Genomic DNA, 24,370 nt, shown 5'->3' on the forward strand with positions numbered 1-24,370 from the left:
CGGCAACCGCGCCGCGGGCCGGCCAGGGTCAGCCCCGGGCGGTCTTGTCCAGGTGCGCAAGGATCAGCGGGTACACATCCACCACCGCGTTCTTGCCGAAAATGCAGTCGATGTGCCCATAACCCGGCACCACATGGCGGCTGAACAGCTCGGGGCCATGCAGCTGGCACAGGCGCTCGTAGGTCTTCTGCGTGCTTTGCGGCAGGTAGCACTGGTTGTCGGCGCCGCTGATGAAGCAGATGGGCAACTTCAGCCGGTCGAAATGCGGCATGTAGACGTCGCGCCCCTTGAAGTCCACCAGGTGGCCCTTGCGACAGATCAGCGCCAGATGCTCGAAGGTTTCGATGTTGGATGCGCCGAACAGCTCGTGCAGGTTGTCGTGCAGGGTCTGGTTGAGGGTGTCGTGGCGGTACAGCGAGGCGTACATGAAGGTGATGCGGTGGCACACCGGGTTGGTGCAGTAACCCTGGGCTTCAAGCCGGGCATAGCCGTTGAGGGCCGTGTCGTAGAGCTTGTTGAACCAGCTTTCCTTGCTGTCGGCATAGGCCGTCAGCGACTTGATGCCGATGGCGTCGAGCATGCCCGGCAGGTGCAACCCGGCCTTGATCCCGGTGGCGGCGGCCACCACGGTGTCGGCGGCGATCTGCGAGCAGACCACCGAACGCACGTCCTGCAGGCCCGCCAGCAGCGACATGAAGAAGGTCGTGGCGCCATAGCAATGCACCACGCATTGCACGTCCCGGGCCCCGGTCGCCTGCTTGATCTGGCCGATGGCGGCCTTGAAATCGTAGGCGGCGATCTGGTCGCCATTGCATTCCTGCTTGCTCGCCGGCAGCAGGATGCTGACCCGGAAATCCAGGAGCCAGACGTCATAGTCGTGCTTGCACAGGTACTCCAGCAGGTTGGTCTGGATGGTGTCGGTGGAGAAGATGTTGGAGCCCACGCCCAGCCCGTGCACCAGCATCACCGGGCCCTTGCTGCCGGCCTGATAACGGGTCAGGCGCAGGTGCACATGGTCCTCGGTCTGGAAGAAATGCACGGTCGGCACCGGCGCGTCCAGGGGGCGTTTCAGCCGGGGCGGCGCATCGGGGTTGAAGTAGATGTCCCCGGCGAAGACCCCGCCGTAGCTCTCCCAGAGAATCCCGGCGAAAAACTTGCCAAAGCGCGCCAGGGCCTCGATGCGCTCGCGTTCGTTGCGCGCGTTGAGCACCTTCATGGTGGTCATCTGCCGGGCGAAGTCCGCCGGCAGGATGTGCATCACCCCGCTGCCCAGCACCGGAGCGTTCTTGTCCCGGCCGCGGTACAGGGTCACGTAGAGGGTGCTGGTGTCGGGCCAGATGTTCAGCACGCCGTGATCCTCGGGCACGGTCTTGAAGGCGCTGAAGAAATACTCACTGCCGTCCTCGGCACTCAGGCGCATGTCGTAGTTCATGTGGCGCACGCCAACCTGCTCCTGGTACTCCTCGAACAGGTTGAACACGCCGTGGCTGGCCACCAGGGGCTGGGCCGACAACAGCGGGGCATTCAGGGTGCCGACCAGGGTTGCGGCGTGCTCGGGTTCCTTGATCATCCGGTCGAGGTCGGCGGCGGTGATGGTCAGGGTGAATTCGATGGGCGAGTTCTGCGCTTCTCCGCGCTGGGCCGCTGCCTGGTAGAGCGCCAGATCGGTGCCCTGGGGCTGGGTGAAGTCGGTGGAAAAGTAGCCCTTCATGGTTTCGGTGAACTGCACGCCCAGGGTCGGCGCCGGCACCGCCTTGCTCGGTGCCGAGGGCAGGCGGTAGTCGATCTTCCAGCCGCGGTCCTCGGCCAGCAGGCGCATGTTGCGCTCGCTGACCGCCGAGATGGTCAGCAGCGGATTGACCGCCAGTGACGTCGGAATCACCGCGCCGTCGGCCACATACAACCCGGGATAGACATCGCTGCCGCTGGCGCCGCAAAACACCTGGCCCTTGTGGTTGACCACGCCCTGCCCGGCATCCTCGCCCATCACGCAGCCCCCCAGCGGGTGCACCGAGACGATGCTGTGCTTGAGCAGCTGGGTCCAGATCGGGTTCTCCACCCAGATCCCGCCCAGGGCCTTGGTGCACTGCTGCAGGCGTTCGTTGCCGAGGACCACATTGGGCTGCTCGCCAACGCCCGGCCAGTCGATGCGCAGCTGGTCCTGGTCATCGAGCAGCATGCGCCCGCGGCCGTTGTCGTGGCTCATGATCAGGTAGGTCTGCATGTTGTGCAGGGCGCCGTAGTAGGGCCCGCGCAGAAAGCTTTCGGCCTCGCGCTCCTTGTAGCCCAACTGACCGCTGAGGCTGTTGTCGGTGGCCTTGCCCAGGGTCCCGGCGAACAGCGCCATGCTCGGCACCATGGCCCGCCCCAGGGCGCCGGGAATCGAACCCTCCTCGATCACCATGCGGCTGCGCCAGTCGCCTTCGGTGCGCAGGTCGATGACCGAGGTGATGCACGGCCCCACGGGTTTGAGCTCACTGGCCGAATGGGTGCCGAAGCCGATGCCATTGATGGTCTGCTCGCAGTTGTGGCCAAAGCCGAGGATGTCGCCGTTGCCGCTCATGTGCTCGCCGAGCTGGGCCGAGGTGGACAGGCCCTTGGCCCGGGAACGCAGGAGGATTTCCGTGGAACCCAGGGTGCCGGCACTGAGCACGACGATGTCGGCCTTGACGAACAGGGTCGGCGCCGAGAACTTCTCGCGGCCGCTGTCCAGGTACTGGAAGTGCACGATCCAGCCGTCACCGTCACGCTCCAGGTAGCGCACCTGGGCCTGGCAGAAAATCTGCGCGCCATGGTTGCAGGCGTCCGGCAGGTAGTTCATCAGGGTGGTGTTCTTGGCCTTGTTGTTACAGCCCGAGACGCAGTCGCCGCAGTGGTTGCAGGGCAGTTGCTCGACCCCGACATGGTTGAGGTTATTGGGCAGCTTGCTGAAGGTCACGTTGATCGGCGGCTTGTAGAAGTGCGAGCCCTGCTTGAGAAACTCCGCGGATTTGCGGTGAGCCACCAGCTTGGGCAAGGTCGGCGCCGACTCCGGATAGGGATTGGGCTTGAGCATCTCCCGGGCCCGGGCGAAGCCTTCCTTGAGCAGGGTGTCACGGTGTTCGCGCACCGCCTGGGGCCAGCGCGGGTCATCGAAGACTCCGGGTTCGGGTTCCAGGGCGACGTTGGCGTTGATCAGCGAAGTGCCCCCCAGGCCACAGCCCACCACCACGTTCTGCTGGGCGTTGACGTGCAGATCGAAGAGCCCGGTTCGCGAACCGATATGACCTTCGGGGTCATGCACCTGCAACTCCTCGGTGGCGCTGGCCAGGGTGTTGGGGTACTCGCCGGGCTGGATTTCCCGCCCCCGCTCCAGCAGGCAGACGCGGCGCCCGGCCCGGGACAGTCGGGAGGCGGCAATGCCGCCGCCATAGCCGGAGCCGATGACGATCACGTCGTAGTGTTCCTGGATCTCGCTGATGGGGGTCGCGATCCGAGTCATGGCGGAGTTCCTCTCAGGCAGATGGGGCAACTCGTGGGTTGCCTCTAATGGGTGCATCCGTTGACGCGCAGGCAGCCGCACAGGCAGGCCCAGGCGCCTGAAACATCAGCAGTGCAGTCAGTGACGGAACAAAGCGCAGGGCAGGGCTATAGGCGTGCGCGCTGGTTGGCGGCACGGCGACGGGTACGTCTAGGGAGGGGGGCCCCGGTCGGATAAACCTGCGATGAACGACAATCCATTGCCTTCGCTCCCTGAGCCGGATGTGGATAAGTTGCCGCTAAGTCCTTGATGCCTCAGTGAAGACAGGCCCATTGCCAGTGTCAAGAAAGCCCTTAGAACTGTATGAAATTTGACCTATTGCCGGGCACGCTATGAATCACAAGGCGTCCAGCCGTTGGCGAACACCTTATCCACACCTTGACCCACAGCAACTGTGGGCAAGTGCACCGGGGGTGGGGATAGTTCGTCGGCCAATGGCAATAAAAACCGTGACTTATGCAGAATCAGCGGTTTTTGACAGCATTGATCAGTTTTTGAACAGAAGCTTGAAAGCCACGTCTGCCGTGGCCCGCAGCGGAAGGCGAACACCTTATCCACAGAAAGGCCAACAGACTTTGGGGGCAACTGTGGTGAATGACCCGGCGCACTGTGGAAAACCCTTGAAAGCCGCGAATAATCGGGTTCATGGCGGGGTAACGGGTAGAAAAAGCCGCATTTGACTGTTTTTTGATCAAAAGCCTGCAAGGCGCGATCTGCAAGGCCTGTAGCGCTAAGCGAACATCTTATCCACAGAAGCGCCAACAGACTTTGGGGGCAAGTGCTGTGCAAAAGTCTCTGCGGCTGTTGCCCTGCCCAGGAAAAAAAGCCATGAAAAACGCCAGCTTAGCCTGATCAAATTTCGTACAGACGGCTACAGGGCTTGTTGCATAGGGGCTTGAGCAAGGCGCGAACACCTTATCCACAGGTACGCACACAGGGATTGTGAGTAACCCATCGCTACTCTTGTAGGCGCTGGCTTGCCAGCGAACGGCGGTGCCCAGAGATGTGCAAAACCATGACGCCCCCTTCGCCGGCAAGCCGGCTCCTACGGTGGGTGCAGACGCGATTTCCCTGGTAGGCGCTGGCTTGCCAGCGAACGGCGGTGCCCAGAGATGTGCAAAACCATGACGCCCCTTCGCCGGCAAGCCGGCTCCTACGGTGGGTGCAGGCGCGATTTCCCTGGTAGGAGCTGGCTTGCCAGCGAACGGCGGTGCCCAGAGATGTGCAAAACCATGACGCCCCCTTCGCCGGCAAGCCGGCTCCTACCGGTGGGTGCAGGCGCGATTTCCCTGGTAGGAGCTGGCTTGCCAGCGAATGGCGGTGCCCAGAGATGTGCAAAACCATGACGCCCCCCTCGCCGGCAAGCCGGCTCCTACCGGTGGGTGCAGGCGCGATTTCCCTGGTAGGAGCTGGCTTGCCAGCGAACGGCGGTGCTCAGAGGTGGGTGCACGGCCCGAGGGCTGTGCATAAACCTGAGCTCAGCGCACCACGCCTTCTTCGATGAGCAACTTGAGAATGGCCTCGGCGCCCGCCTCGGGGCTCACGCCCTTGAGGACCTGGCCGGTGCCACCGCTGGCCTTGGCAGTGGCGGCCTTCATGCGATCCGCGCCGCTCTTGGCCTTGATCACCTTCAGGCGCTTGGGCCGGGGTTTGGCCGGTTGCAAGCTGGAGGTGGTGAACAACTCGTCCTCCACCACCATGACCTGATCGGCCTGCAACAGACCACGGCGCGCCGGGCCGTAGGCGCTCTGGCGCGGTTTCGGCGCAGCGTTATCCACAGTGGCAAGGAACGGCAGGCGCACCTTGAGCCGGCGCCGCTGGCCACGGGGCAAGGCTTGCAGCACATGGGCCACGCCGTCGGCCAGGGATTCGACTTGCGCCAGCCCCACCACCAGGGGCCAGCCCAGGTTCTCCGCCAGCAAAAACGGCAGCATGCCGGAGCCTTCGCCGGTTTCCGCCTGGCTGCCGGTAAGCACCACCTGGGCGCCCGCCTCGCGCAGGTACTGGGTCAGGATCGGCAGGGCATCAGCGCCCGCTGGCTGTTCCAGCACGTGCAGCTGTTCCAGGCCCATGCCCAGGTAAGCACGCAGGGCCGGTTCGGCGACGTCGCCGGCATGCAGCACCTGCAGTTTGTCCCCCGCCAGTTGCAGGCCCAGTTCCACCGCGCGGGCGTCCTGTTCGGCGCGCCGTGGGCGGCCGGAAGTCGGGTGCGCGCCTATCGATACCAGGCTGATCACATTGCTGTTCATAACGTCCCCTTAAGCCGCATCGCGCTTGGCGTCGTTGCGGTAGGCCGCTACCGCCGCGATCAAGGCCCTGAGAATTTCCGCGCTGTCGCCAATCACCGACAAGTCGGCGCGCTTGATCATGTCGCAGCCCGGATCGAGGTTGATCGCCACCACCTTGTCGCAGGCGCCAATGCCTTGCAGGTGCTGGATCGCCCCGGAAATCCCCACCGCCACATAGACCCGCGCGGTGACCCAGATGCCGCTGGCCCCCACTTGCCGGTCACGGGCCATGAAGCCGTCGTCCACCGCCACCCGCGAGGCGCCTTCGGTGGCGCCCAGGGCCGCGGCGGTCTGGTGAAACAGTGGCCAATCCTTGACCCCGTTGCCCCCGGAAAAGATGAATTCGGCCTCGGCCATGGGAATCGCCGCCGGGTCCACCGCCACCGCACCCAGATCCTCGATGCGCGCCAGGCTGCGGGCCACGCTTGTGGATAACTCCACCGGCAACGCTTCGTGACGGGTTTCGCTGACCGGCTCGGCGCATTCGGCGGCGGCCAGGATCAGGCGTGGCGCCGGCCGCGCCAGGTCCTGCAGGCCGGCACCGGCCCGGCCGATGCACTGCCCGTCCTTGACCTGCCAGACCCGGGTCGCCGGGCGTTCGCCCAGGGCCGCGGCCAGGCGCCGACCCAGTTCGCCGCCACCGGTGCGGCTGTCGGGCAGCAGCCAGTGACGCGGGCTGAACTGGTTATCCACAGCCCGCAGGCCCTGCACCCGTTGTTCCGGTGCATAACCGTCGAACTCGCTGCCAGGCAGCACCAGCAGGCGGTCGACGCCCGCGGTGGCGAAGGCCGACTCCTTGTGCTCGCCAAACACCACTGCCAGCACCGCGCCGTCCTGGCCCGCCAGTTGCCGGGCCAGGCCCAGCAGGTCGCGGTCGTGGCTGCTCAGTCGGCCGCCGACCATGTCCGGCACCACGTTGATGTAGAACGCCGGTTGCGCCACCTGATGCAGCGGCAACTGCACCTCGGCCGCCGCCGTGCGCTTGGCACTGCCGCCCTGCTGGGCGCCGCTGCGGTCGATGCGCTTGAGGCCGTTGGGGCCGATGAAACCGATGCCATGGGGGTTCTTGCGGATCAGGCCATTGGGCCCCATCCAGCTGTGCTGCGCCGGCTGCATGGCCGCGTGCAGCGGGTGCAGGCGGTTGCGGGCGATCCACTCGGCGCGGGGATCGCGGCGGATAATCTCGCTCATCAATGCACCTCCGCAGGTTCGGGTTTCACCGCCACCGGGGCTTTGCCCGGGGCGACGTCTTCGAGCAAGGCATCGGCCACCAGCTCGGCGATGTCCTTGATCATCGGCCGTGGCTCCACCACCCCTTCGAGCATCGCCGTGCACTGTGGACAACCCACGGCCACCAGCTCGGCGCCGGTCTCGCGGATGTCTTCCATGCGCATGTCGGGAATCCGCTGCTTGCCCGGAATGTCGGTGATCGGCGCGCCGCCGCCACCGCCGCAGCAACGGGAACGGAAGCCCGAGCGCTGCATCTCCTTGATCTCGATGCCCAGGGCCCGCAGCACTTCGCGCGGCGCTTCGTACTCGCCGTTGTAGCGCCCCAGGTAGCAAGGGTCGTGATAGGTCACGCTGCTGCCCTTGTGCTGGCCCAGGTTCAGTGCACCGGCGTCGATCAGCTCAGCCAGGTAGGTGCTGTGGTGCTGCACCAGATAGTGGCCGTTGAAGGCGCCGTATTCGTTCTTCAGCACATGGAAACTGTGAGGGTCGCAGGTGACGATGCGCTTGAAGCGGTACTTGGCCAGGGTCTGGATATTGCGCTTGGCCAGCAGCTGGAAGGTCGCTTCGTCCCCCAGGCGCCGGGCCACATCGCCGCTGTCGCGCTCTTCCAGGCCGAGCACGGCGAAGTCCACCTTGGCCGCCTTGAGCACCTTGACGAAGGCCCGCAGGGTGCGCTGGTTGCGCATGTCGAAGGCGCCGTCGCCGACCCAGAACAGCACGTCGGTACTCTGCTTGTCGCTGAGCAGGGACAGGTTCAGGTCCGCCGCCCAGTTCATCCGTCCGCCCGGGTTGAAGCCGCCGGGGTTGTCGGTGGCGATGAGGTTTTCCAGGACCTCGGCGCCCTTGTTCGGGGTCGCGCCCTTCTCCAGGGTCAGGTGGCGTCGCATGTCGACGATGGCATCGACGTGCTCGATCATCATCGGGCATTCCTCGACGCAGGCCCGGCAGGTGGTGCAGGACCACAGGGTCTCGGCGTCCACCAGGCCGTTGACGATAGGCTGGTGCGGATGGCCGCCGTGCTCGCCGATGGGCTTTCCTGGATAGGGACTGCCGGCGAACTGCGCGTCGGTGCCACCGGCCAGGCCGACCACCATGTCCTGAATCAGCTTCTTCGGGTTCAGCGGCTGGCCGGCGGCGAAGGCCGGGCACGCCGCCTCGCACTTGCCGCACTGCACGCAGGCGTCGAAGCCCAGCAGCTGGTTCCAGGTGAAGTCCTTGGGTTTTTCCACGCCCAGGGGCGCGCTGGGGTCTTCCAGGTCCAGCGGCTTGAGGCCGGTGGAGCGGCCGCCGCCAAAGCGTTCGGCGCGGCGGTGCCAGGCCAGGTGCAAGGCGCCAGCGAAGGCGTGCTTCATCGGCCCGCCCCAGGTCATGCCGAAAAACAGCTCGGACACGCCCCACAGCACACCGACCGCCAGGATCGCCGCCAGCACCCAGCCACCGAAGTGTTCCGGCAGGATCCCGGCCACGGGCAGGGTCACCACAAAGAAACTCACGGAAAACGCCAGCAGGCTTTTCGGCAGGCGCATCCACGGGCCCTTGGACAGCCGCGCCGGCGGGTTGCGCCGACGCTTGGCGACAAACAGCGCGCCAACGAACATCAGCGTGGTGGCCAGCAGCAAGGCGTAGCCGAGGATGCGGTTATGCAGACCAAAACCATGCACCAGGATCGCCAGCACCGCCGCCAGGACAAAGCCGCCCGCCGTGGCCACGTGGGTGTTGGCCATGTACTTGTCCCGGGCCACCACATGGTGCAGGTCCACCATGTAGCGCTTGGGCATGGCCAGCAGGCCGCCGAGCAGATCGACCTTGGAGGCCCGCCCCTGGCGCCACAGGGCCACGCGCCGCAGCGCGCCGAGGACCGCAAGGCCGACGGCGGCGAACAACAGAATGGGAAGAAGGGTGTTCAACATCACAGTCACCTTACAGTCAGCTGCAAGCGGCAAGCTTCAAGCGGCAAGAAAGAGCAATGTGAGCAGTGCTTTCGCTTGCAGCTTGCAGCCGGAAACTTGCAGTTGCCGCTAAAAATCCTCACAGAGCCGAGTGCGTCCTATCGACCGCGGGCTTCCAGCAGCAAGAAAGAGCAATCGCGAACGCCTGCTTCAACTTGCCGCTTGCAGCTTGAAACTTGCCGCTGCCGCTAAAAGTCCTTGCACAGGCGCAGTGCGTCGTAGATCGCGGCATGGGTGTTGCGCTGGGATACGCAGTCGCCTATGCGGAACAACAGGTAGCCCTCCCCCGTCTCGCTCAGGCACGGCTGCGGCTTGATCGCGAACAGCGCCTCGACGTCGATCTGGCCCTTGTTGCGCGAACCTTCCTTGAGCCCGTAGTAGAGCTCCTCGTCGGGACGCACGCCGTTTTCCACCACCACCTGATCCACCACCCGCTCTTCGCGGGCGCCGGTGTATTCGTTCTCCAGCACCGCCACCAGTTTGTCGCCCTCGCGGTAGACCTTCTCCAGGGTCAGGTCCCCGGTCATGATCACTTCCTTGGGGTACAGGCTGCGGTAGTAGGTGGGGAACGAGGTGCCGCCGACGGCGATGCCCGGCTTGATGTCATCGGTGACGATCTCCACTTGCGAGCCCTTGTCGGCGATGAAGTCGGTGACCGACATGCCGGTGAACTCGCAGATGGTGTCGTAGACCAGCACGTTCTTGCCCGGCGCCACCTTGCCGTCGAGGATGTCCCAGCTGCTGACCACCAACCCTTCGGCGGCGCCCCAGTGCTCGTTCTGCTCGATGAACGGATGGCCGCCCACGGCCAGCACCACCACGTCGGGGCGCAGGTCGAGGATAGTCGCGGTGTCCGCCGCAGTGCCCAGGCGCAGGTCGACTTTCAGGCGCGCCAGTTCCAGCTGATACCAGCGGGTGATACCGGCGATCTGGTCCCGTTGCGGGGCCTTGGAGGCGGTGGTGATCTGCCCGCCAATGGCGTCCTTCTTCTCGAACAGGGTCACGTCGTGGCCACGTTCGGCGGCGACACGGGCGGCTTCCATACCGGCAGGACCGGCACCGACCACCACCACCTTGCGCTTGATGCCGGTGGTTTTCTCGATGATGTGCGGCACGCCCATGTACTCACGGGACGTGGCGGCGTTCTGGATGCACAGCACGTCCAGGCCCTGGTACTGGCGGTCGATGCAGTAGTTGGCGCCGACGCACTGCTTGATCTGGTCGATCTGGCCCATCTTGATCTTGGCGATCAGGTGCGGGTCGGCCATGTGGGCGCGGGTCATGCCGACCATGTCGACGTAACCGCCTTCGAGAATCCGCGTGGCCTGGTTCGGGTCCTTGATGTTCTGTGCGTGCAGCACCGGAACCTTGACCACTTCCTTGATGCCCGCCGCCAGGTGCAGGAACGGCTCCGGCGGGAAGCTCATGTTGGGGATCACGTTGGCCAGGGTGTTGTGGGTGTCGCAGCCCGAGCCGACCACGCCGAGGAAGTCCAGCATGCCGGTGTCGTCGTAGTACTTGGCGATCTGTTTCATGTCCTCGTGGGACAGGCCGTCCGGGTGGAACTCGTCACCGCAGATGCGCATGCCGACGCAGAAATCGTCACCGACTTCGGCGCGCACCGCCTTGAGCACTTCCAGGCCGAAACGCATGCGTTTCTCGAAGGTGCCGCCCCATTCGTCGGTACGCTTGTTGACCCGCGGGCTCCAGAACTGGTCGATCATGTGCTGGTGCACCGCCGACAGTTCGACGCCGTCCAGGCCGCCGGCCTTGGCCCGGCGTGCGGCCTGGGCGTAGTTGCCGATCACCCGCCAGATCTCTTCCGGCTCGATGGTCTTGCAGGTGGCGCGGTGCACCGGCTCACGCACGCCGGACGGCGACATCAGGGTCGGCCAGTTGAAGCCGTCCCAACGCGAGCGGCGGCCCATGTGGGTAATCTGGATCATGATCTTGGCGCCATGCTTGTGCATGGCGTCGGCCAGGTTCTGGAAGTGCGGGATGATGCGGTCGGTGGACAGGTTCACCGAACTCCACCATTCCTGGGGACTGTCGATGGCCACCACCGAGGAACCACCGCAGATCGCCAGGCCGATGCCGCCCTTGGCCTTTTCTTCGTAGTACTTCACATACCGTTCGGTGGTCATGCCGCCGTCAGTCGCGTAGACCTCGGCGTGGGCGGTACTGAGCACGCGGTTGCGGATGGTCAGTTTGCCGATCTGGATCGGCTGGAACATCGCTTCGAAAGCCATTTGTCTTAACTCCGCTTACAACGGTTTGACGACGAACAGGCCATCGTCGTGGCCTTCTTCGGAACCACCGTAAACCTGCTCTGCCACGGTGCGGATCTTGCTGCCACGGGCGGCCAGGATCTGGTCCATGGCGCCGGCGAACCAGCCGGTGAACATGTAGTCGACCTTGCGCCCGACCTTGCCGTAGACGTAGACGAACGCCGAGTGTTCGAGCTTGACGCTGGCGGTGCCTTTATCCAGGTCGATGTCCTGGATCTTGAACAGCCCCCAGCCGCGCTGGGACAGGCGCTTCATGTAGTGCTCGAACACTGCGACGCCTTCCAGGCCGTGGCATTCAGCTTCTTTTTCGCACCAGTGCCAGGCGGACTTGTAGCCGGCCTTGTAGAGGATCTCGGCGTAGGCCTCGGCGCCCAGGACTTCCTCGATGCCCATGTGGTTGTTGACGAAGAAATGCCGCGGCACGTAGAGCATCGGCAGGGCGTCGGAGGTCCAGACACCGGTTTCGCTGTCGACTTCGATAGGCAGTTGCGGGGCGATCTTGGCCATGTTTCAAAACTCCGGAATTCTGTGGATAAGTACGTCTGTAGCCGCTGCCGAAGGCTGGGAAAAGGCTCGAAGAGCCTTCCGAGGGCCGCTAGAGCGCGTCTCCTTCGGAGCCGATCGCAGCCTGCGGCAGCGGCTACAGGAATGTGCTGTGGGGGGTGGTCTTACTCGCCCCAGACGTCCTTGAGGACATTGACCCAGTTCTCGCCCATGATCTTGCGCACCACGCGCTCGCTGTGGCCGCGTTTGAGCAGGGTTTCGGTGAGGTTGGGAAACTCGCCCACGGTGCGGATCCCCAGGGGGTTGATGATCTTGCCGAAGTTGGTCAGGCGCCGGGCGTAGCCCTTGTCGTGGGTCAGGTATTCGAAAAAGTCCTGGCCGTGGCCCTGGGTGAAGTCGGTGCCGATGCCGATGGAGTCTTCTCCGACGATGTTCATGGTGTATTCGATGGCTTCGGCGTAATCGTCGATGGTCGAATCGATGCCCTTGGCCAGGAACGGCGCGAACATGGTCACGCCGACGAAACCGCCGTGGTCGGCGATGAATTTCAGCTCGGCGTCGGACTTGTTGCGCGGGTGTTCCTTGAGCCCGGACGGCAGGCAGTGGGAGTAGCACACCGGCTTCTTGGATTCGAGGATCACTTCCTCGCTGGTCTTGGAACCTACGTGGGACAGGTCGCACATCACCCCGACGCGGTTCATCTCGGCGACGATCTCGCGGCCGAAGCCCGACAGGCCGCCGTCGCGCTCGTAGCAGCCGGTGCCTACCAGGTTCTGGGTGTTGTAGCACATCTGCACGATGCCCACGCCCAGCTGCTTGAACACCTCGACATAACCGATCTGGTCCTCGAAGGCATGGGCATTCTGGAAGCCGAAGAGAATGCCAGTCTTGCCCACTTCCTTGGCCTTACGGATGTCCGCGGTGGTGCGCACCGGCATCACCAGGTCGCTGTTTTCGCGGATCAGTTTCTGGCTGGCGGCAATGTTGTTGACCGTGGCCTGGAACCCTTCCCAAACCGACACCGTGCAGTTGGCTGCGGTCAGGCCGCCCTTGCGCATGTCCTCGAACAGCTCGCGGTTCCACTTGGCAATGATCAGCCCGTCGATAACGATGCTGTCGGCGTGTAATTCGGCTGGGCTCATCAGGCTGTCCCCTTGTTGGCGATTCATGCGCCGAATCGTCTGCCGGCGCTTTGGGGTCAGCATATGCTTGAGGGCCGGGGCGCCTGGGTGCAAAAACGACAGGGGAATTGCCGAAAGCGTCAAGCACCGACAAAGGGCCGGACGGAGGGCACCGGCCACCTCTGTTCTTTGCCGGGGGCTTGCGCCAGAATTCGCCGCTTCAACGAAAGCATCACTGGATGAGGGCAGCGCTGCAATGAAACCGATCTTCCTGGCCTTGTTACTGATAGCGACCGGCGTACAGGCGGCCGAAGAGACCGACAACACGCCCTGCGACGGGGTGGAAAACGACGTGCAGACCCTGGAATGCGCGACCTACAACCGCACCACCGCCGAGCAATTGCTGAGTGACAACGTGCAAAGCCTGCTGGAACGCCTGGGCACCTTGTACGGCAACGACAAGGCGCAACTGGCCGACATCAGCGCCAAGGTCAAGAACGCCCAACAGTTGTGGCAGAAGCAGCGCGAAGCCGACTGCGCGATGGAATCCTTCCCGGCCAAGCCCGGGACCAAGGCCTACACCATCGCCACCAACGATTGCCTGGCGCGGATGAGCGACGAGCGTTCGGAATTCATCGAATCCATCGCCCAGGAATGACCCGCTAGCGCCGGCAGGAGCGGGCTTGCCCGTAAAAAACGCCCTGCCGAACCCGGTGCGGCGGTTGCGGGGGTTTCGCGAGCAAGCTCGCTCCTGCAAGTCAACGCCAGGTCAACACCGGGTCAGGCGCCGCCGCGAAAGCACGAGACGCCCCAGGCGGTGAGCTTGAACGGCAGGTGGTAATGCTGGCGCGGGTCATCCAGGCCGAAGCGGTACACCAGCACATCGAGGAAGGGCACCGGCGGCAGCGCCTGGCCTAGCTCGCGATAGAACGCCGCCACCTCCAGCTCCACTTCGTAGACGCCCGGCCCGAAGCTGGCCGCGCACTCCGGCAGGCCATCGAGCAGGCCATTGCCGTCGATCCGCCCCTGGCATAGCCAATCGCCGCCCAGGCGCCGCACCCGCACCGCCATGCCTTCGGCCACCTGGCCGCTGGCGACATCCACCACGTGGATCGACACCCCGCCATTCATTTCCAGAACCCCACATGGGCCCGGGCCGCTTCGTGTTCCAGCATTGGCCCCAGCACCGGGATCTGCCGCTGCCCGCGGGCAAAGACTTCACGGCACGGCAGGGAAAAGGTCGGGTTTTCCGGGTGATCGCCGGTCAGTTCCAGCAAGGCGTGTTCGGACAGGGCATAGACCACCCGGCCAATCCCGGTCCAGTAGATGGCCCCGGCGCACATGCAGCAGGGCTCGGCGCTGGTGTACAGGGTGCACTGGGCCAGCTCCTCGGGGCCCAGGAGCCTTGCGGCCTTGGCAGCGGCAGCCAGTTCGGCGTGCTGGGTCGGGTCGCCTTCGGGGGGCATCGAGTTGTTGCCGGCGCTGGCGATGACCTTGCCGTCACGGTCCGCCACCAGGGCGGCGAACGGGTGGCGGCCACGGGCCTTGGCTTCTTCTGCCAGTTCGATGCTCTGACGCAGCAGGTGCAGGTCCAGTTCGCTGACGCCGGCAGGGATGGGAGACAGTATCTGGGTCATGGTGACCTCCTTTTCATGGGCAGAGTCCCGCCGCAAAAGGCGGGTTGGAAAGCAACCGTCAATCATTGAGCCCGGCATGGGCCGGCAACGCATCAGCCGCCGGCTCGCGAGGGTTGAGCAGCAGATTGAGGACGATGGCGGTGATGGCGCCGAGAAAGATGCCGCTTTCCAGCAGCAGCTTGAGCGGCCCGTGGGCGTGGGCGAACAGCGCCGGAAAGGACATCGGCAGCACCCCGACACTGACCGACACCGCGACGACGATCGCGTTGCGGGTGCCCTCGAACCTCACCCGCGACAATTCCTGGATACCGGCCACGGTGGTCATGCCGAACATGACGATGGCGCAGCCGCCGAGCACCGGGGTCGGCACCGCGGCCACCAGGGCGCCGAGCTTGGGAAACAGGCCCATGAGCACCATGATTGCCCCGGCGGCGGCCACCACGAAGCGGCTCTTGACCCGGGACAGCGCGATCAGCCCAGTGTTCTGGGTAAAGGCGTTATAGGGAAAGCTATTGAACAGGCCGCCCACCAGGGTCGACAGGCCGTCGGCGCGAAAGGCATCGCCCAGGGTGCGCGGGGTGGTCGGCCTGCCGGTGAGCGTGCCGATGGCCAGGCAGTTGCCGGTGGTCTCGGCCATGATCACCAGCATCGCCAGGGTCATGATCAGGATCGGCATCAGGGAGAACTGCGGGGTGCCGAAAGCCATGGGCGGGCTCAGTTCGAACCAGGCCGCATCGCCGACCTGGGCGAAGTGGGTCATGCCGAAGGCGGCAGCAATCAGGCTGCCCGCCAGCAGGCCGATCAGCACGCTGAGGTTGCCGATGAACCCGGAAAACTTGCCGTAGATCACCAGGGTCACCGCCACCGTGGCCAGGCCCAGCAGCAGATTGGCCGGCGCGCCGAAATCCGCTGCCGCCGGGTTGCCGCCCCCCAGCCAGATCGCCGCCGCCGGCATCAGGGAAATGCCGATGATGGTGATCAGGCTGCCGATCACCACCGGCGGAAAGAACCGCAACAGGCGGCTGAACAGCGGCGCCAGGGCCATGGTGATGAGGCCCGCAGCGATCACCGCGCCGAACACTTCGGTCAAACCGAACTGCTTGCCGATCATGATCATCGGCGCCAGGGCAATGAACGAGCAGCCCTGGATCAACGGCAGCCGTGCGCCGAACCGCCAGAAGCCCAGGGTCTGGATCAGCGTGGCAATTCCGGAGGTCAGCAGGTTGGCGTTGATCAACAAGACCACCTGGGCCGGGGTCAGGCCCAGGGCATTGCCTAGAATCAACGGCACCGCCACTGCACCGGCATACATCACCAGCACGTGTTGCAGGCCGAAGCTGAACAACTGGCGAACGGGCAGGACCTCGTCCACGGGATGAACACGGGAAATAGTCATGTCGCAGGTCTCCTGAAGGTGCGGCTGTTGTTGTTCTGGCAGGCATCCGGGAGCAGCGCCCCGGCAGGAAGTTCGGACGGCGGCGCCCATGATCTGTGCTTGAATGCGATGCAACAAATGAGCACCCATCGTTTTTAACGATGGATTGCACCAGCCTGTCCTTGGGTCGGGAGACGCGATGCACTTCTCACTGGAACAACTGCAGATGTTCGTCCAAGCCGCACAAACCGGCTCGTTTTCGGCCGCGGCACGCAAGCTGGGCAAGACCCAGTCCACGGTCAGCGTGGCCATCGCCAATCTGGAGGCCGACCTGGGGGTGGAGCTGTTCGACCGCAGCAGCCGCAGCCCGGTACTGACGGCCAGCGGGCGCAAAATGCTGCTGCAGGCCGAGGCGGTGCTGGAGCGCTGCCTGACCCTGCAGGCCAGTGCCGATTGCCTGTCCCAGGCGCTGGAGCCGCAACTGACCCTCGTCATCGAAACCCCTTACGGCCCGCTGATGCCGGTCTTGCGCGAGTTCGAACAGGCCTTTCCCTATGTCGACCTGTTGATCCGTCATCCACTGTCCGGAGATGCCAGCGAACTGGTGGCCCGGGGCGAGGCCATGCTGGGGATCGCCTTCTCCCAGCCCGGTTACCCCCGGGAGCTGGAGTTCCAGCAGTTGGGCAAGCTGATCATGCTGCACGTCTGCCACCCCGAGCACCCCCTGGCCCGGCTGGAACGGGTGACCTTCGACGACCTGCATGGACACCGGCGCCTGGCCTTCAGCGCCCACGCCGACAAGCTGCCCAGCAGCGAGTACCTGCGCTGCAGCCAACTGTGGCAGGCGGAAAACTACCTGGCGCTGCTGGAGATGGTCCGCGCCGGCCTGGGCTGGGCCACCCTGCCCCGGCAACTGATCCAGCGCGAACTGGCCCAGGGCGAGCTGGTGGAACTGCAACTGGACGCCTACCCCCACACCGACTGGCTGGTGGGCGTGGACCTGCTGTGGGCCCGGCAGCGAGTGATGGGCAAGGCCGAACGCTGGCTCAAGGAACGGCTGCTGCGCCAGAAGGTGTACGAAGTGGACCGGCGCGGGCAGTCCACGACCTGGTGACGGCGGCACGGGCAACAAAGGGACAAGGTTCTGCGCTTGGCCCAAGACAAAGTCGCCAGGCGCCTGGGGATCTCCCAGTCGGCCTTTGCCCGGCAGGAAAGCGTCGCCCGCCCGCGCCGGGGCACCCGGAAAAAGATCGTCGCCTTCGGCATACGCACCGACCAGCTGGAGCTGTAAGCTGCGCCTCACTCACTGATTGAAAGGGTTCCCCATGAGCATTTGCGGTATCGAGATCAAAGGCAGCGAAGCCATCTTCGCCCTCGCCACCCTGCAAGACGGCACGCCGCAGCACCTGGCGCTGGCCACCAAGAAGATCGCCCTGGAAGACGACGATGAGGCGGGCAACGTCCGGGCCTTCGCCGCCCAGGTCGGCGCCTTTGTCCGCGAACACGGGATCACCCGCATCGCCATCAAGAAACGCAGCAAGAAAGGCGAATTCGCCGGTGGCCCTACCACCTTCAAGATCGAGGGCGTGTTTCAGTTGCTGGACAATTGCGAGGTGACCCTGCTGTCGCCGCAGACCCTCAACGCCCAGCACAAGAAGCACGACTTCGCCCTGCCGGCGAGCCTCAACAAGTACCAGCACGAAGCCTACAAAGCGGCCTGCGCCGCCCTGTTCAAAAAATAACCCCAGGAGCCGGCTTGCCGTTGCTAACGGGTCTGCCAGCGTTAACGGGCACGAGTCAAGCCTGCTCCCGGCCACCGCCCGACTGACGCCGGTCTTCCCGCGGACAATTCACAAAACGCGCGCGGTAGCTGCGGGTGAAGTAGGACGGCGACTCAAAGCCGCAGGCGATGCTCACCTCCAGCACGCTCATGTCGGTCTGGCGCAGCAACTGCCGGGCTTTCTCCAGGCGCAGGCCGAGGTAGAAGTTGCTCGGGGTGTCGTTCAGGTGCAGGCGGAACAGCCGCTCCAGCTGGCGTCGGGTGACCTTGATCGACTCGGCCAGGGCCAGGGTGCTCAGGGGGGGCTCGCTGTGTTGCTCCATCTCGCCGATCACCTGCACCAGCTTCTTGTTGCTGATGCCGTAGCGGCTGGCGACTTCCATGCGCTGGTGATCCTTGCGCGGGCGGATGCGCCCGAGCACGAACTGCTCGCTGACCTGGATCGCCAGTTGCGGGCCGTGGGCCTGGGCGATCAGGTCGAGCATCATGTCGATGGACGCGGTGCCGCCGGCGCAGGTAATGCGCCGCCGATCGATCTCGAACAACTCCTGGGTCACGCTCAACTGCGGATAGGACTCCTTGAACGCCTCGATGGCTTCCCAGTGCAGGGTCACCCGGTGCCCCTCCAGCAGCCCGGCTTCGGCGAGGATCACGCTGCCGGTGTCAATGCCGCCAAGGGTCACGCCCTCCAGGTCCAGGCGGCGCAGCCAGTGCTCCAGGGCTGGCGTCAGGCACTTCAACGGTTCGAAGCCGGCCACCACCCACAGGGTCGCGCCCTTCTTCAGCGGCTCCAGGGCCGCGTCAACATTGACCGACATGCCGTTGCTGGCCAGCACCGCTCCGCCGTCGGTGCTGAGCACATGCCAGCGATACAGCTCGCCACGAAAGCGATTGGCCACCCGTAGCGGCTCGATGGCGGAGATGAAACCGATGGCGGAGAACCCCGGCATCAGCAGGAAATAGACATCCTGGGACATGCAACCCACTCCGGTGACGGCCAGCGTGGGCCCTGTGATACGCCAAATGCCCCCCAGCCACAAGGGGCCAGGTCGCTGCAGTGCAAGAGTCGGTCGCCGCTGTGCGTTTGCCGTCCGCGGCGCCTGCGTACCTTGAGCTCACCGACGCACCAAGACGTCGGAACCGACAATAACGACCTGCCGAGGGAACCCTCATGAAACGACTGATCAGCCGCTGTGTGCTTGCGCTTGGTGGTAGCGTTTTTCTGATGTCAGGGGCCATGGCCGCCGACGCCCCCAGTTGCCAGAACGTGCGCCTGGGCGTGGTCAACTGGACCGACGTGATCGCCACCAGCGCCATGACCCAGGTCCTGCTCGACGGCCTCGGCTACAAGACCAAGCAGACCAGTGCCTCGCAGCAGATCATCTTTGCCGGCATCCGCGACCAGCGCCTGGACCTGTTCCTCGGCTACTGGAACCCGCTAATGACCCAGACCATTACCCCGTTCGTCGAGGCCAATCAGGTCAAGGTCCTGGCCGAGCCCAGCCTCAAGGACGCCCGCGCCACCCTGGCCGTGCCCGCCTACCTGGCGGACAAGGGGCTGAAGACCTTCGCCGACATCGCCCGCTTCCAGAAGGAGCTGGGGGGCAAGATCTACGGCATCGAACCCGGCTCGGGGGCCAACACCCAGATCAAGGAAATGATCGCCAAGAACCAGTTCGGCCTGGGCCAGTTCCAGCTGGTGGAGTCCAGCGAGGCCGGCATGCTGTCGGCGGTGGCCCGGGCGGTTAAGCGCAACGAAGCCATTGTGTTCTTCGGCTGGGCGCCGCACCCGATGAACGTCAACTTCAAGATGACCTACCTCAGTGGCAGCCAGGATGCCCTGGGCCCGAACGAAGGCCAGGCCACGGTGTGGACCGTCACCGCGCCGACCTACGCCGAGCAGTGTCCGAACGTGCACCGGCTGCTGACCAACCTGACCTTCAGCGCCGAAGACGAGAGTCGCATGATGCAGCCGCTGCTGGATCACAAGGACGCCCTGGAATCGGCCCGACAGTGGCTCAAGGATCACCCGCAGGACCAGCAGCGCTGGCTGGAAGGGGTGACCACCTTCGATGGCAAGCCGGCCGCCGAACACCTGCAACTGACCAGTAAATAAACCACCCACACTCGCGCCCCGCAGCCCGCCCAGGGCTGCGCACGGCCACCCCACGCCCCCAGCAAACTGCCTGTAAGGAACCGCACCATGAACCACGACGTCATCATCACCTGCGCACTCACCGGTGCTGGCGACACGACCGCCAAGAGCCCCCATGTGCCGGTCACCCCGAAGCAGATTGCCGCCGCCGCGGTAGAGGCCGCCAAGGCTGGCGCCACGGTGGTCCACTGCCACGTCCGGGACCCGGCGACCGGCAAGTTCAGCCGGGACGTGGCGCTGTACCGCGAAGTTATGGAGCGGATTCGCGAGGCCGACATCGACATCATCGTCAACCTCACCGCCGGCATGGGCGGCGACCTGGAGATCGGCGCCGGCGAACGCCCCATGGAGTTCGGCCCCAACACCGATCTGGTCGGCCCCCTGACCCGCCTGGCCCATGTCGAGGAACTGCTGCCGGAGATCTGCACCCTGGACTGCGGCACCCTCAACTTCGGCGACGGCGACACCATCTACGTGTCCACCCCGGCCCAGCTGCGCGCAGGCGCCAAGCGCATCCAGGAGCTGGGGGTGAAGGCCGAGCTGGAGATCTTCGACACCGGCCACCTGTGGTTCGCCAAGCAGATGATCAAGGAAGGCCTGCTGGACGACCCGCTGTTCCAGCTGTGCCTGGGCATTCCCTGGGGCGCCCCGGCGGACACCACCACCATGAAGGCCATGGTCGACAACCTGCCGGCGGACGCGGTCTGGGCCGGATTCGGCATCGGCCGCATGCAAATGCCCATGGCCGCGCAGGCGGCGCTGCTGGGGGGCAACGTGCGGGTCGGCCTAGAGGACAACCTGTGGCTGGATCGCGGCGTGCTCGCCACCAACGGCCAACTGGTGGAACGGGCCACGGAGATCCTCAGCCGCCTCGGCGCCCGAGTCCTGACACCGGCAGAAGGCCGCCAGAAAATGGGCCTGAAACAACGCGGCTAACCCGAACCACCCTCCCCTTGTAGGAGCGAGCTCGCTCGCGAAGCGGCCCACACGGCCGCCAACAGCTTCCCGCGCCTACAGACTCTTTTTTCAGGAAGACGCGATGACTTTTATCACCAACATCAAAACCTTCGCCGCCCTAGGCAGCGGCGTGATCGGCAGCGGCTGGGTGGCCCGCGCCCTGGCCCACGGCCTGGACGTGGTGGCCTGGGACCCGGCGCCGGGCGCTGAAGCAGCCCTGCGCCAGCGGGTCGCCAACGCCTGGGGCGCTCTGGAAAAACAGGGCCTGGCCCCCGGAGCCTCGCCACAGCGCCTGCGCTTTGTCAGCACCATCGAAGAGTGCGTGAAAGACGCCGACTTCATCCAGGAAAGCGCTCCCGAGCGCCTGGAACTCAAGCTGGAACTGCACAGCAAGATCAGCGCCGCGGCCAAGCCCGACGCCCTGATCGGCTCCAGCACCTCGGGCCTGCTGCCCAGTGAATTCTATGAGGGCTCGACCCACCCGGAACGCTGCGTGGTGGGCCATCCGTTCAACCCGGTGTACCTGCTGCCGCTGGTGGAGGTGGTGGGCGGCCAGCGCACCGCACCCGCAGCGATCCAGGCGGCAATCAAGGTCTATGAATCCTTGGGGATGCGCCCCTTGCATGTGCGCAAGGAAGTACCGGGGTTCATCGCCGACCGCCTGCTCGAAGCGCTGTGGCGCGAAGCCCTGCACCTGGTCAACGACGGCGTGGCGACCACCGGGGAGATCGACGATGCGATCCGCTTTGGCGCCGGCCTGCGCTGGTCGTTCATGGGCACCTTCCTCACCTACACCCTGGCCGGGGGCGACGCCGGCATGCGCCATTTCATGGCCCAGTTCGGCCCGGCGCTGCAACTGCCCTGGACCTACCTGCCGGCCCCGGAGCTGACCGACCAGCTGATCGACGACGTGGTCGAAGGCACGGCCGAGCAACTGGGCACGCACAGCATCTCGGCCCTGGAGCGCTATCGTGATGACTGCCTGCTGGCGGTGCTGGAGGCGGTGAAAACCACCAAGGCCAAGCACGGCATGCACTTTCACGACTAACCCAACCCCCGTAGGAGCTGGCTTGCCAGCGAATAGGCCCTCAAGCCAGGCGCACACCCAACGGACGCCTTCGCCGCCAAGCCGGCTCCTACCGTTATCCGGTGATCCCATGCCTGCCCTGACCACCTACAGCACCCGCATCATCAAAGACTGGGTCGACTACAACGGCCATCTACGCGATGCCTTCTACCTACTGATCTTCAGCTACGCCACCGATGCCCTGATGGATCGCCTGGGGCTCGACAGCGACAACCGCGACGCCAGCGGCCACTCGCTGTTCACCCTGGAACTGCACCTGAACTACCTGCACGAGGTGAAGCAGGGCACCGAGGTCGAGGTCCATACCCAGATCATCGGCCACGACCGCAAGCGCCTGCACCTGTATCACAGCCTGCACAGGGCCGGAGATCCCCAGGAGCTGGCCGGTAACGAGCAGATGCTGCTCCACGTCGACCTCGCCGGCCCCCGCTCCGCGCCGTTCGACGAAGCGGTGTTGCAGCGCCTGCAAAGCATGGCGGCCGAACAGGCCGATCTGCCGCGCCCCGCCTACATCGGCCGGGTCATCGGCCTGCCCGCGGAAAAATAATCAGCCGTAGAAAAGGAGATCACCGTGAACACCGCCGCCCTTGCCGACTATCGCCGTTACCCGCTGATCAGCCCGTTAAGCGCCGTCCAGGTATTGCCGGACCGGGTTCAGGTGCGCTGGGCCGATGATCGCCTCAGCCCCTTTCATCACCAGTGGCTGCGGGACAACTGCCCCTGCACGCAATGCGTCTACAGCGTGACCCGCGAACAGGTACTGGAAATCATCGACGTGCCCGAAGACCTCGGCTGCCTCGGGGCACGCATCGACAGCCAGGGTTGCCTGTGCCTGGACTGGGCGGACGGCCACCAGAGTCGCTTCGACCCCGGCTGGTTGCGAGCCCACGCCTATGACCGGCAATCCCGCGAGGAACGCCGCGCCCACAAGGCGCAGAGCCAGCTGTGGGACAGCCGCCTGCAACTGCCGGTATTCGACTATCAGGCCCTGATGGACGACCCCAAGGCGCTGCTGCAATGGCTGCTGGCCCTGCGCGACATCGGTCTGACCCAGGTGCGTGGCGCGCCCACCGAACCCGGCTCCCTGGCCCTGATCGCCCGGCGCATTGCGTTCATCCGCGAGAGCAACTTCGGCGTGCTGTTCAACGTGCAGTCCAAGGCCGACGCCGACAGCAATGCCTACACCGCCTTCAACCTGCCTTTGCACAGCGACCTGCCGACCCGCGAACTGCAACCGGGGCTGCAATTTCTGCATTGCCTGGTGAATGACGCGACGGGCGGCGAAAGCATTTTCGTCGACGGTTTCGCCATAGCCGATGCCTTGCGCCACGAAGACCCCGACGCGTTCCGCGCGCTGTGTGAAATACCCGTGGAGTTTCGCAACAAGGACCGCCACAGCGACTACCGCTGCCTGGCGCCGATCATTGCCCTGGATGCCCTGGGCGAAGTGGCGGAAATCCGCATGGCCAACTTCCTGCGCGGTCCCTTCGACACCACCGAACAACAGATGCCCCGGCTGTATCGCGCCTACCGACGCTTTATCGCCCTGACCCGCGAAGCCCGGTTCCGGGTGATCCAGCGCCTCGATCCGGGCCAGCTCTGGTGTTTCGACAACCGCCGCACCCTGCACGCGCGCAATGCCTTCGACCCGGCCAGCGGCGCCCGACACTTCCAGGGCTGCTACATCGACCGCGACGAACTGCTCTCCAGAATCCTCGTGCTGCAACGCTGATCCTCACCCCGCCAGCACCGGCTCCCGGTAGGAGCCGGCTTGCCGGCGAAACTTGCCGGCAGCCTTCCCCAGGCAAAAAAAAGCCCCGATCAAGCCGTGACAGGATCGAGGCAGGGACTACTGCTGAGGAGCTGCGGTGAGAAGGTGACCAAACCATCACGACGCCAGCTGGGTTCAGTCTGCCGATTCGGCCCTGACTCCAGTTAGCCGAAAGCGACGTGTTCATAGGTAAAAGGGTCATGCCGGCTATCATCGGCCCTCGGCAACCCATCCAACAACTTCCGCAAAACAGATATAAAACTACAACCTTGTTTGATCAAACGTCTTCCATGAAACGAACAACCGTAATATAAAAATAACCAATCTTCCCCCAATCATCTCTTTTATTGTAGATAGTTTCTTCGGAGCTCATTCTAATGTGATACGTGATGCCGGTTTTCTTGTCTTCGTAAGAGGTCATCCCTCTAACTTCCCAGAGACAACAAACAAACTTCAGATACTCACTCACACCAAATTTATCATGCAGATACTGTTCTACTGCTTGTGCATCCCTTCCTTTAATCCGATATAGGGCGGTCAAAGGAGCACTTTGCCTCTCTGGTTCCGAATCGCATTTAACATATTCGATAGTATCTGAAACCCCCACCATCGCCCTCAAAAAGTCCCCACATTCATCCGCTGCCGAAGCGACATGAGAAGATAGGCACAACAATACAGACACGCAAATACTGAAAAACACCCTCATCA

The 24,370-nt window shown here is 64.5% G+C and carries 20 protein-coding genes and 1 pseudogene; 9 read left to right on the forward strand and 12 right to left on the reverse strand.

Annotated elements, in window-relative coordinates; translation table 11 throughout:
* Positions 1 to 28: 28 nt before the first annotated feature.
* The 7 genes from POS17_RS28055 to POS17_RS28085 all read right to left on the reverse strand — a co-directional run bounded on the left by POS17_RS28055 (position 29) and on the right by POS17_RS28085 (position 12,921).
* Positions 29 to 3,481 (reverse strand): GMC oxidoreductase, encoded by a 3,453-nt coding sequence (locus tag POS17_RS28055; RefSeq protein ID WP_060841449.1) that lies wholly within the window; start codon positions 3,479 to 3,481, stop codon positions 29 to 31.
* A gap of 1,517 nt (positions 3,482 to 4,998) precedes the next feature.
* Positions 4,999 to 5,769: an electron transfer flavoprotein subunit beta gene (etfB, locus tag POS17_RS28060; protein WP_060841450.1), complete on the reverse strand. Its 771-nt coding sequence runs from the start codon at positions 5,767 to 5,769 to the stop codon at positions 4,999 to 5,001.
* Between the two features lie 9 nt (positions 5,770 to 5,778).
* A complete protein-coding gene (gene etfA / locus POS17_RS28065; RefSeq protein ID WP_060841451.1) occupies positions 5,779 to 6,999 on the reverse strand; it encodes an electron transfer flavoprotein subunit alpha in 1,221 nt (406 codons plus the stop codon).
* Positions 6,999 to 8,948 (reverse strand): dimethylglycine demethylation protein DgcB, encoded by a 1,950-nt coding sequence (dgcB, locus tag POS17_RS28070; RefSeq protein ID WP_060841452.1) that lies wholly within the window; start codon positions 8,946 to 8,948, stop codon positions 6,999 to 7,001. The genes etfA and dgcB overlap by 1 nt, the downstream gene beginning before the upstream one ends.
* Positions 8,949 to 9,175: 227 nt before the next feature.
* On the reverse strand, positions 9,176 to 11,236 hold the full coding sequence (dgcA, locus tag POS17_RS28075) for a dimethylglycine demethylation protein DgcA (RefSeq protein WP_060841453.1): 2,061 nt from the start codon (positions 11,234 to 11,236) through the stop codon (positions 9,176 to 9,178).
* Between the two features lie 15 nt (positions 11,237 to 11,251).
* Positions 11,252 to 11,782 (reverse strand): 4-vinyl reductase, encoded by a 531-nt coding sequence (locus POS17_RS28080; RefSeq protein ID WP_016962810.1) that lies wholly within the window; start codon positions 11,780 to 11,782, stop codon positions 11,252 to 11,254.
* A 161-nt stretch (positions 11,783 to 11,943) separates the two neighbouring features.
* Positions 11,944 to 12,921 (reverse strand): dipeptidase, encoded by a 978-nt coding sequence (locus tag POS17_RS28085; RefSeq protein WP_060842023.1) that lies wholly within the window; start codon positions 12,919 to 12,921, stop codon positions 11,944 to 11,946.
* Between the two features lie 235 nt (positions 12,922 to 13,156).
* Here POS17_RS28085 and POS17_RS28090 point away from each other — a divergent pair, with 235 nt between their 5' ends.
* Positions 13,157 to 13,558 carry a lysozyme inhibitor LprI family protein gene (locus POS17_RS28090; protein ID WP_060841454.1) on the forward strand — a complete coding sequence of 134 codons (402 nt, stop codon included), beginning with the start codon at positions 13,157 to 13,159 and terminating at the stop codon, positions 13,556 to 13,558.
* A gap of 122 nt (positions 13,559 to 13,680) precedes the next feature.
* Here the strand turns inward: POS17_RS28090 and POS17_RS28095 are convergent, their stop codons facing one another.
* The 3 genes from POS17_RS28095 to POS17_RS28105 are packed head-to-tail and all read right to left on the reverse strand — an operon-like array spanning position 13,681 to position 15,933.
* The gene (locus tag POS17_RS28095) at positions 13,681 to 14,031 is read right to left on the reverse strand and encodes a hydroxyisourate hydrolase (RefSeq protein WP_060841455.1); all 351 of its coding nucleotides are present in this window, start codon (positions 14,029 to 14,031) and stop codon (positions 13,681 to 13,683) included.
* Complete coding sequence (locus tag POS17_RS28100) at positions 14,028 to 14,537, reverse strand: nucleoside deaminase (RefSeq protein WP_060841456.1); 510 nt, start codon at positions 14,535 to 14,537, stop codon at positions 14,028 to 14,030. The genes POS17_RS28095 and POS17_RS28100 overlap by 4 nt, the downstream gene beginning before the upstream one ends.
* Positions 14,538 to 14,595: 58 nt before the next feature.
* On the reverse strand, positions 14,596 to 15,933 hold the full coding sequence (locus tag POS17_RS28105; protein ID WP_060841457.1) for a nucleobase:cation symporter-2 family protein: 1,338 nt from the start codon (positions 15,931 to 15,933) through the stop codon (positions 14,596 to 14,598).
* Between the two features lie 178 nt (positions 15,934 to 16,111).
* On the opposite strand from POS17_RS28105, the gene POS17_RS28110 reads away from it, so the two are divergent.
* From POS17_RS28110 to POS17_RS28120, 3 genes and pseudogenes are all read left to right on the forward strand, one after another.
* Positions 16,112 to 17,026, forward strand: coding sequence for a LysR family transcriptional regulator (locus POS17_RS28110; RefSeq protein WP_060841458.1), 915 nt, complete (start codon positions 16,112 to 16,114; stop codon positions 17,024 to 17,026).
* A gap of 30 nt (positions 17,027 to 17,056) precedes the next feature.
* Positions 17,057 to 17,203, forward strand: a pseudogene (locus POS17_RS28115) (helix-turn-helix domain-containing protein); the annotation flags it as partial.
* Positions 17,204 to 17,237: 34 nt separating this feature from the next.
* Positions 17,238 to 17,654: a DUF3010 family protein gene (locus tag POS17_RS28120; protein ID WP_060841459.1), complete on the forward strand. Its 417-nt coding sequence runs from the start codon at positions 17,238 to 17,240 to the stop codon at positions 17,652 to 17,654.
* Between the two features lie 55 nt (positions 17,655 to 17,709).
* On the opposite strand, the gene POS17_RS28125 is transcribed toward POS17_RS28120, so the two are convergent.
* Entirely contained in the window at positions 17,710 to 18,669 is a 960-nt protein-coding gene (locus tag POS17_RS28125; RefSeq protein ID WP_060841460.1) for a GlxA family transcriptional regulator, read from the reverse strand.
* A gap of 194 nt (positions 18,670 to 18,863) precedes the next feature.
* Here POS17_RS28125 and POS17_RS28130 point away from each other — a divergent pair, with 194 nt between their 5' ends.
* The 5 genes from POS17_RS28130 (at position 18,864) to POS17_RS28150 (ending at position 23,623) form a co-directional block, all read left to right on the forward strand.
* Positions 18,864 to 19,808 (forward strand): choline ABC transporter substrate-binding protein, encoded by a 945-nt coding sequence (locus POS17_RS28130; protein WP_060841461.1) that lies wholly within the window; start codon positions 18,864 to 18,866, stop codon positions 19,806 to 19,808.
* Positions 19,809 to 19,895: 87 nt separating this feature from the next.
* A complete protein-coding gene (locus POS17_RS28135) occupies positions 19,896 to 20,783 on the forward strand; it encodes a 3-keto-5-aminohexanoate cleavage protein (RefSeq protein ID WP_060841462.1) in 888 nt (295 codons plus the stop codon).
* 103 nt (positions 20,784 to 20,886) lie between these two features.
* Entirely contained in the window at positions 20,887 to 21,852 is a 966-nt protein-coding gene (locus POS17_RS28140; RefSeq protein ID WP_060841463.1) for an L-carnitine dehydrogenase, read from the forward strand.
* 109 nt (positions 21,853 to 21,961) lie between these two features.
* Positions 21,962 to 22,438, forward strand: coding sequence for a thioesterase family protein (locus tag POS17_RS28145; protein ID WP_060841464.1), 477 nt, complete (start codon positions 21,962 to 21,964; stop codon positions 22,436 to 22,438).
* A 24-nt stretch (positions 22,439 to 22,462) separates the two neighbouring features.
* Positions 22,463 to 23,623: a gamma-butyrobetaine dioxygenase gene (locus tag POS17_RS28150; protein WP_060841465.1), complete on the forward strand. Its 1,161-nt coding sequence runs from the start codon at positions 22,463 to 22,465 to the stop codon at positions 23,621 to 23,623.
* A 316-nt stretch (positions 23,624 to 23,939) separates the two neighbouring features.
* Here the strand turns inward: POS17_RS28150 and POS17_RS31365 are convergent, their stop codons facing one another.
* Positions 23,940 to 24,368: a DUF4952 domain-containing protein gene (locus POS17_RS31365; RefSeq protein WP_082729344.1), complete on the reverse strand. Its 429-nt coding sequence runs from the start codon at positions 24,366 to 24,368 to the stop codon at positions 23,940 to 23,942.
* Positions 24,369 to 24,370 lie beyond the last annotated feature (2 nt).

Source organism: Pseudomonas sp. Os17 (assembly GCF_001547895.1).
Taxonomy (GTDB): domain Bacteria; phylum Pseudomonadota; class Gammaproteobacteria; order Pseudomonadales; family Pseudomonadaceae; genus Aquipseudomonas.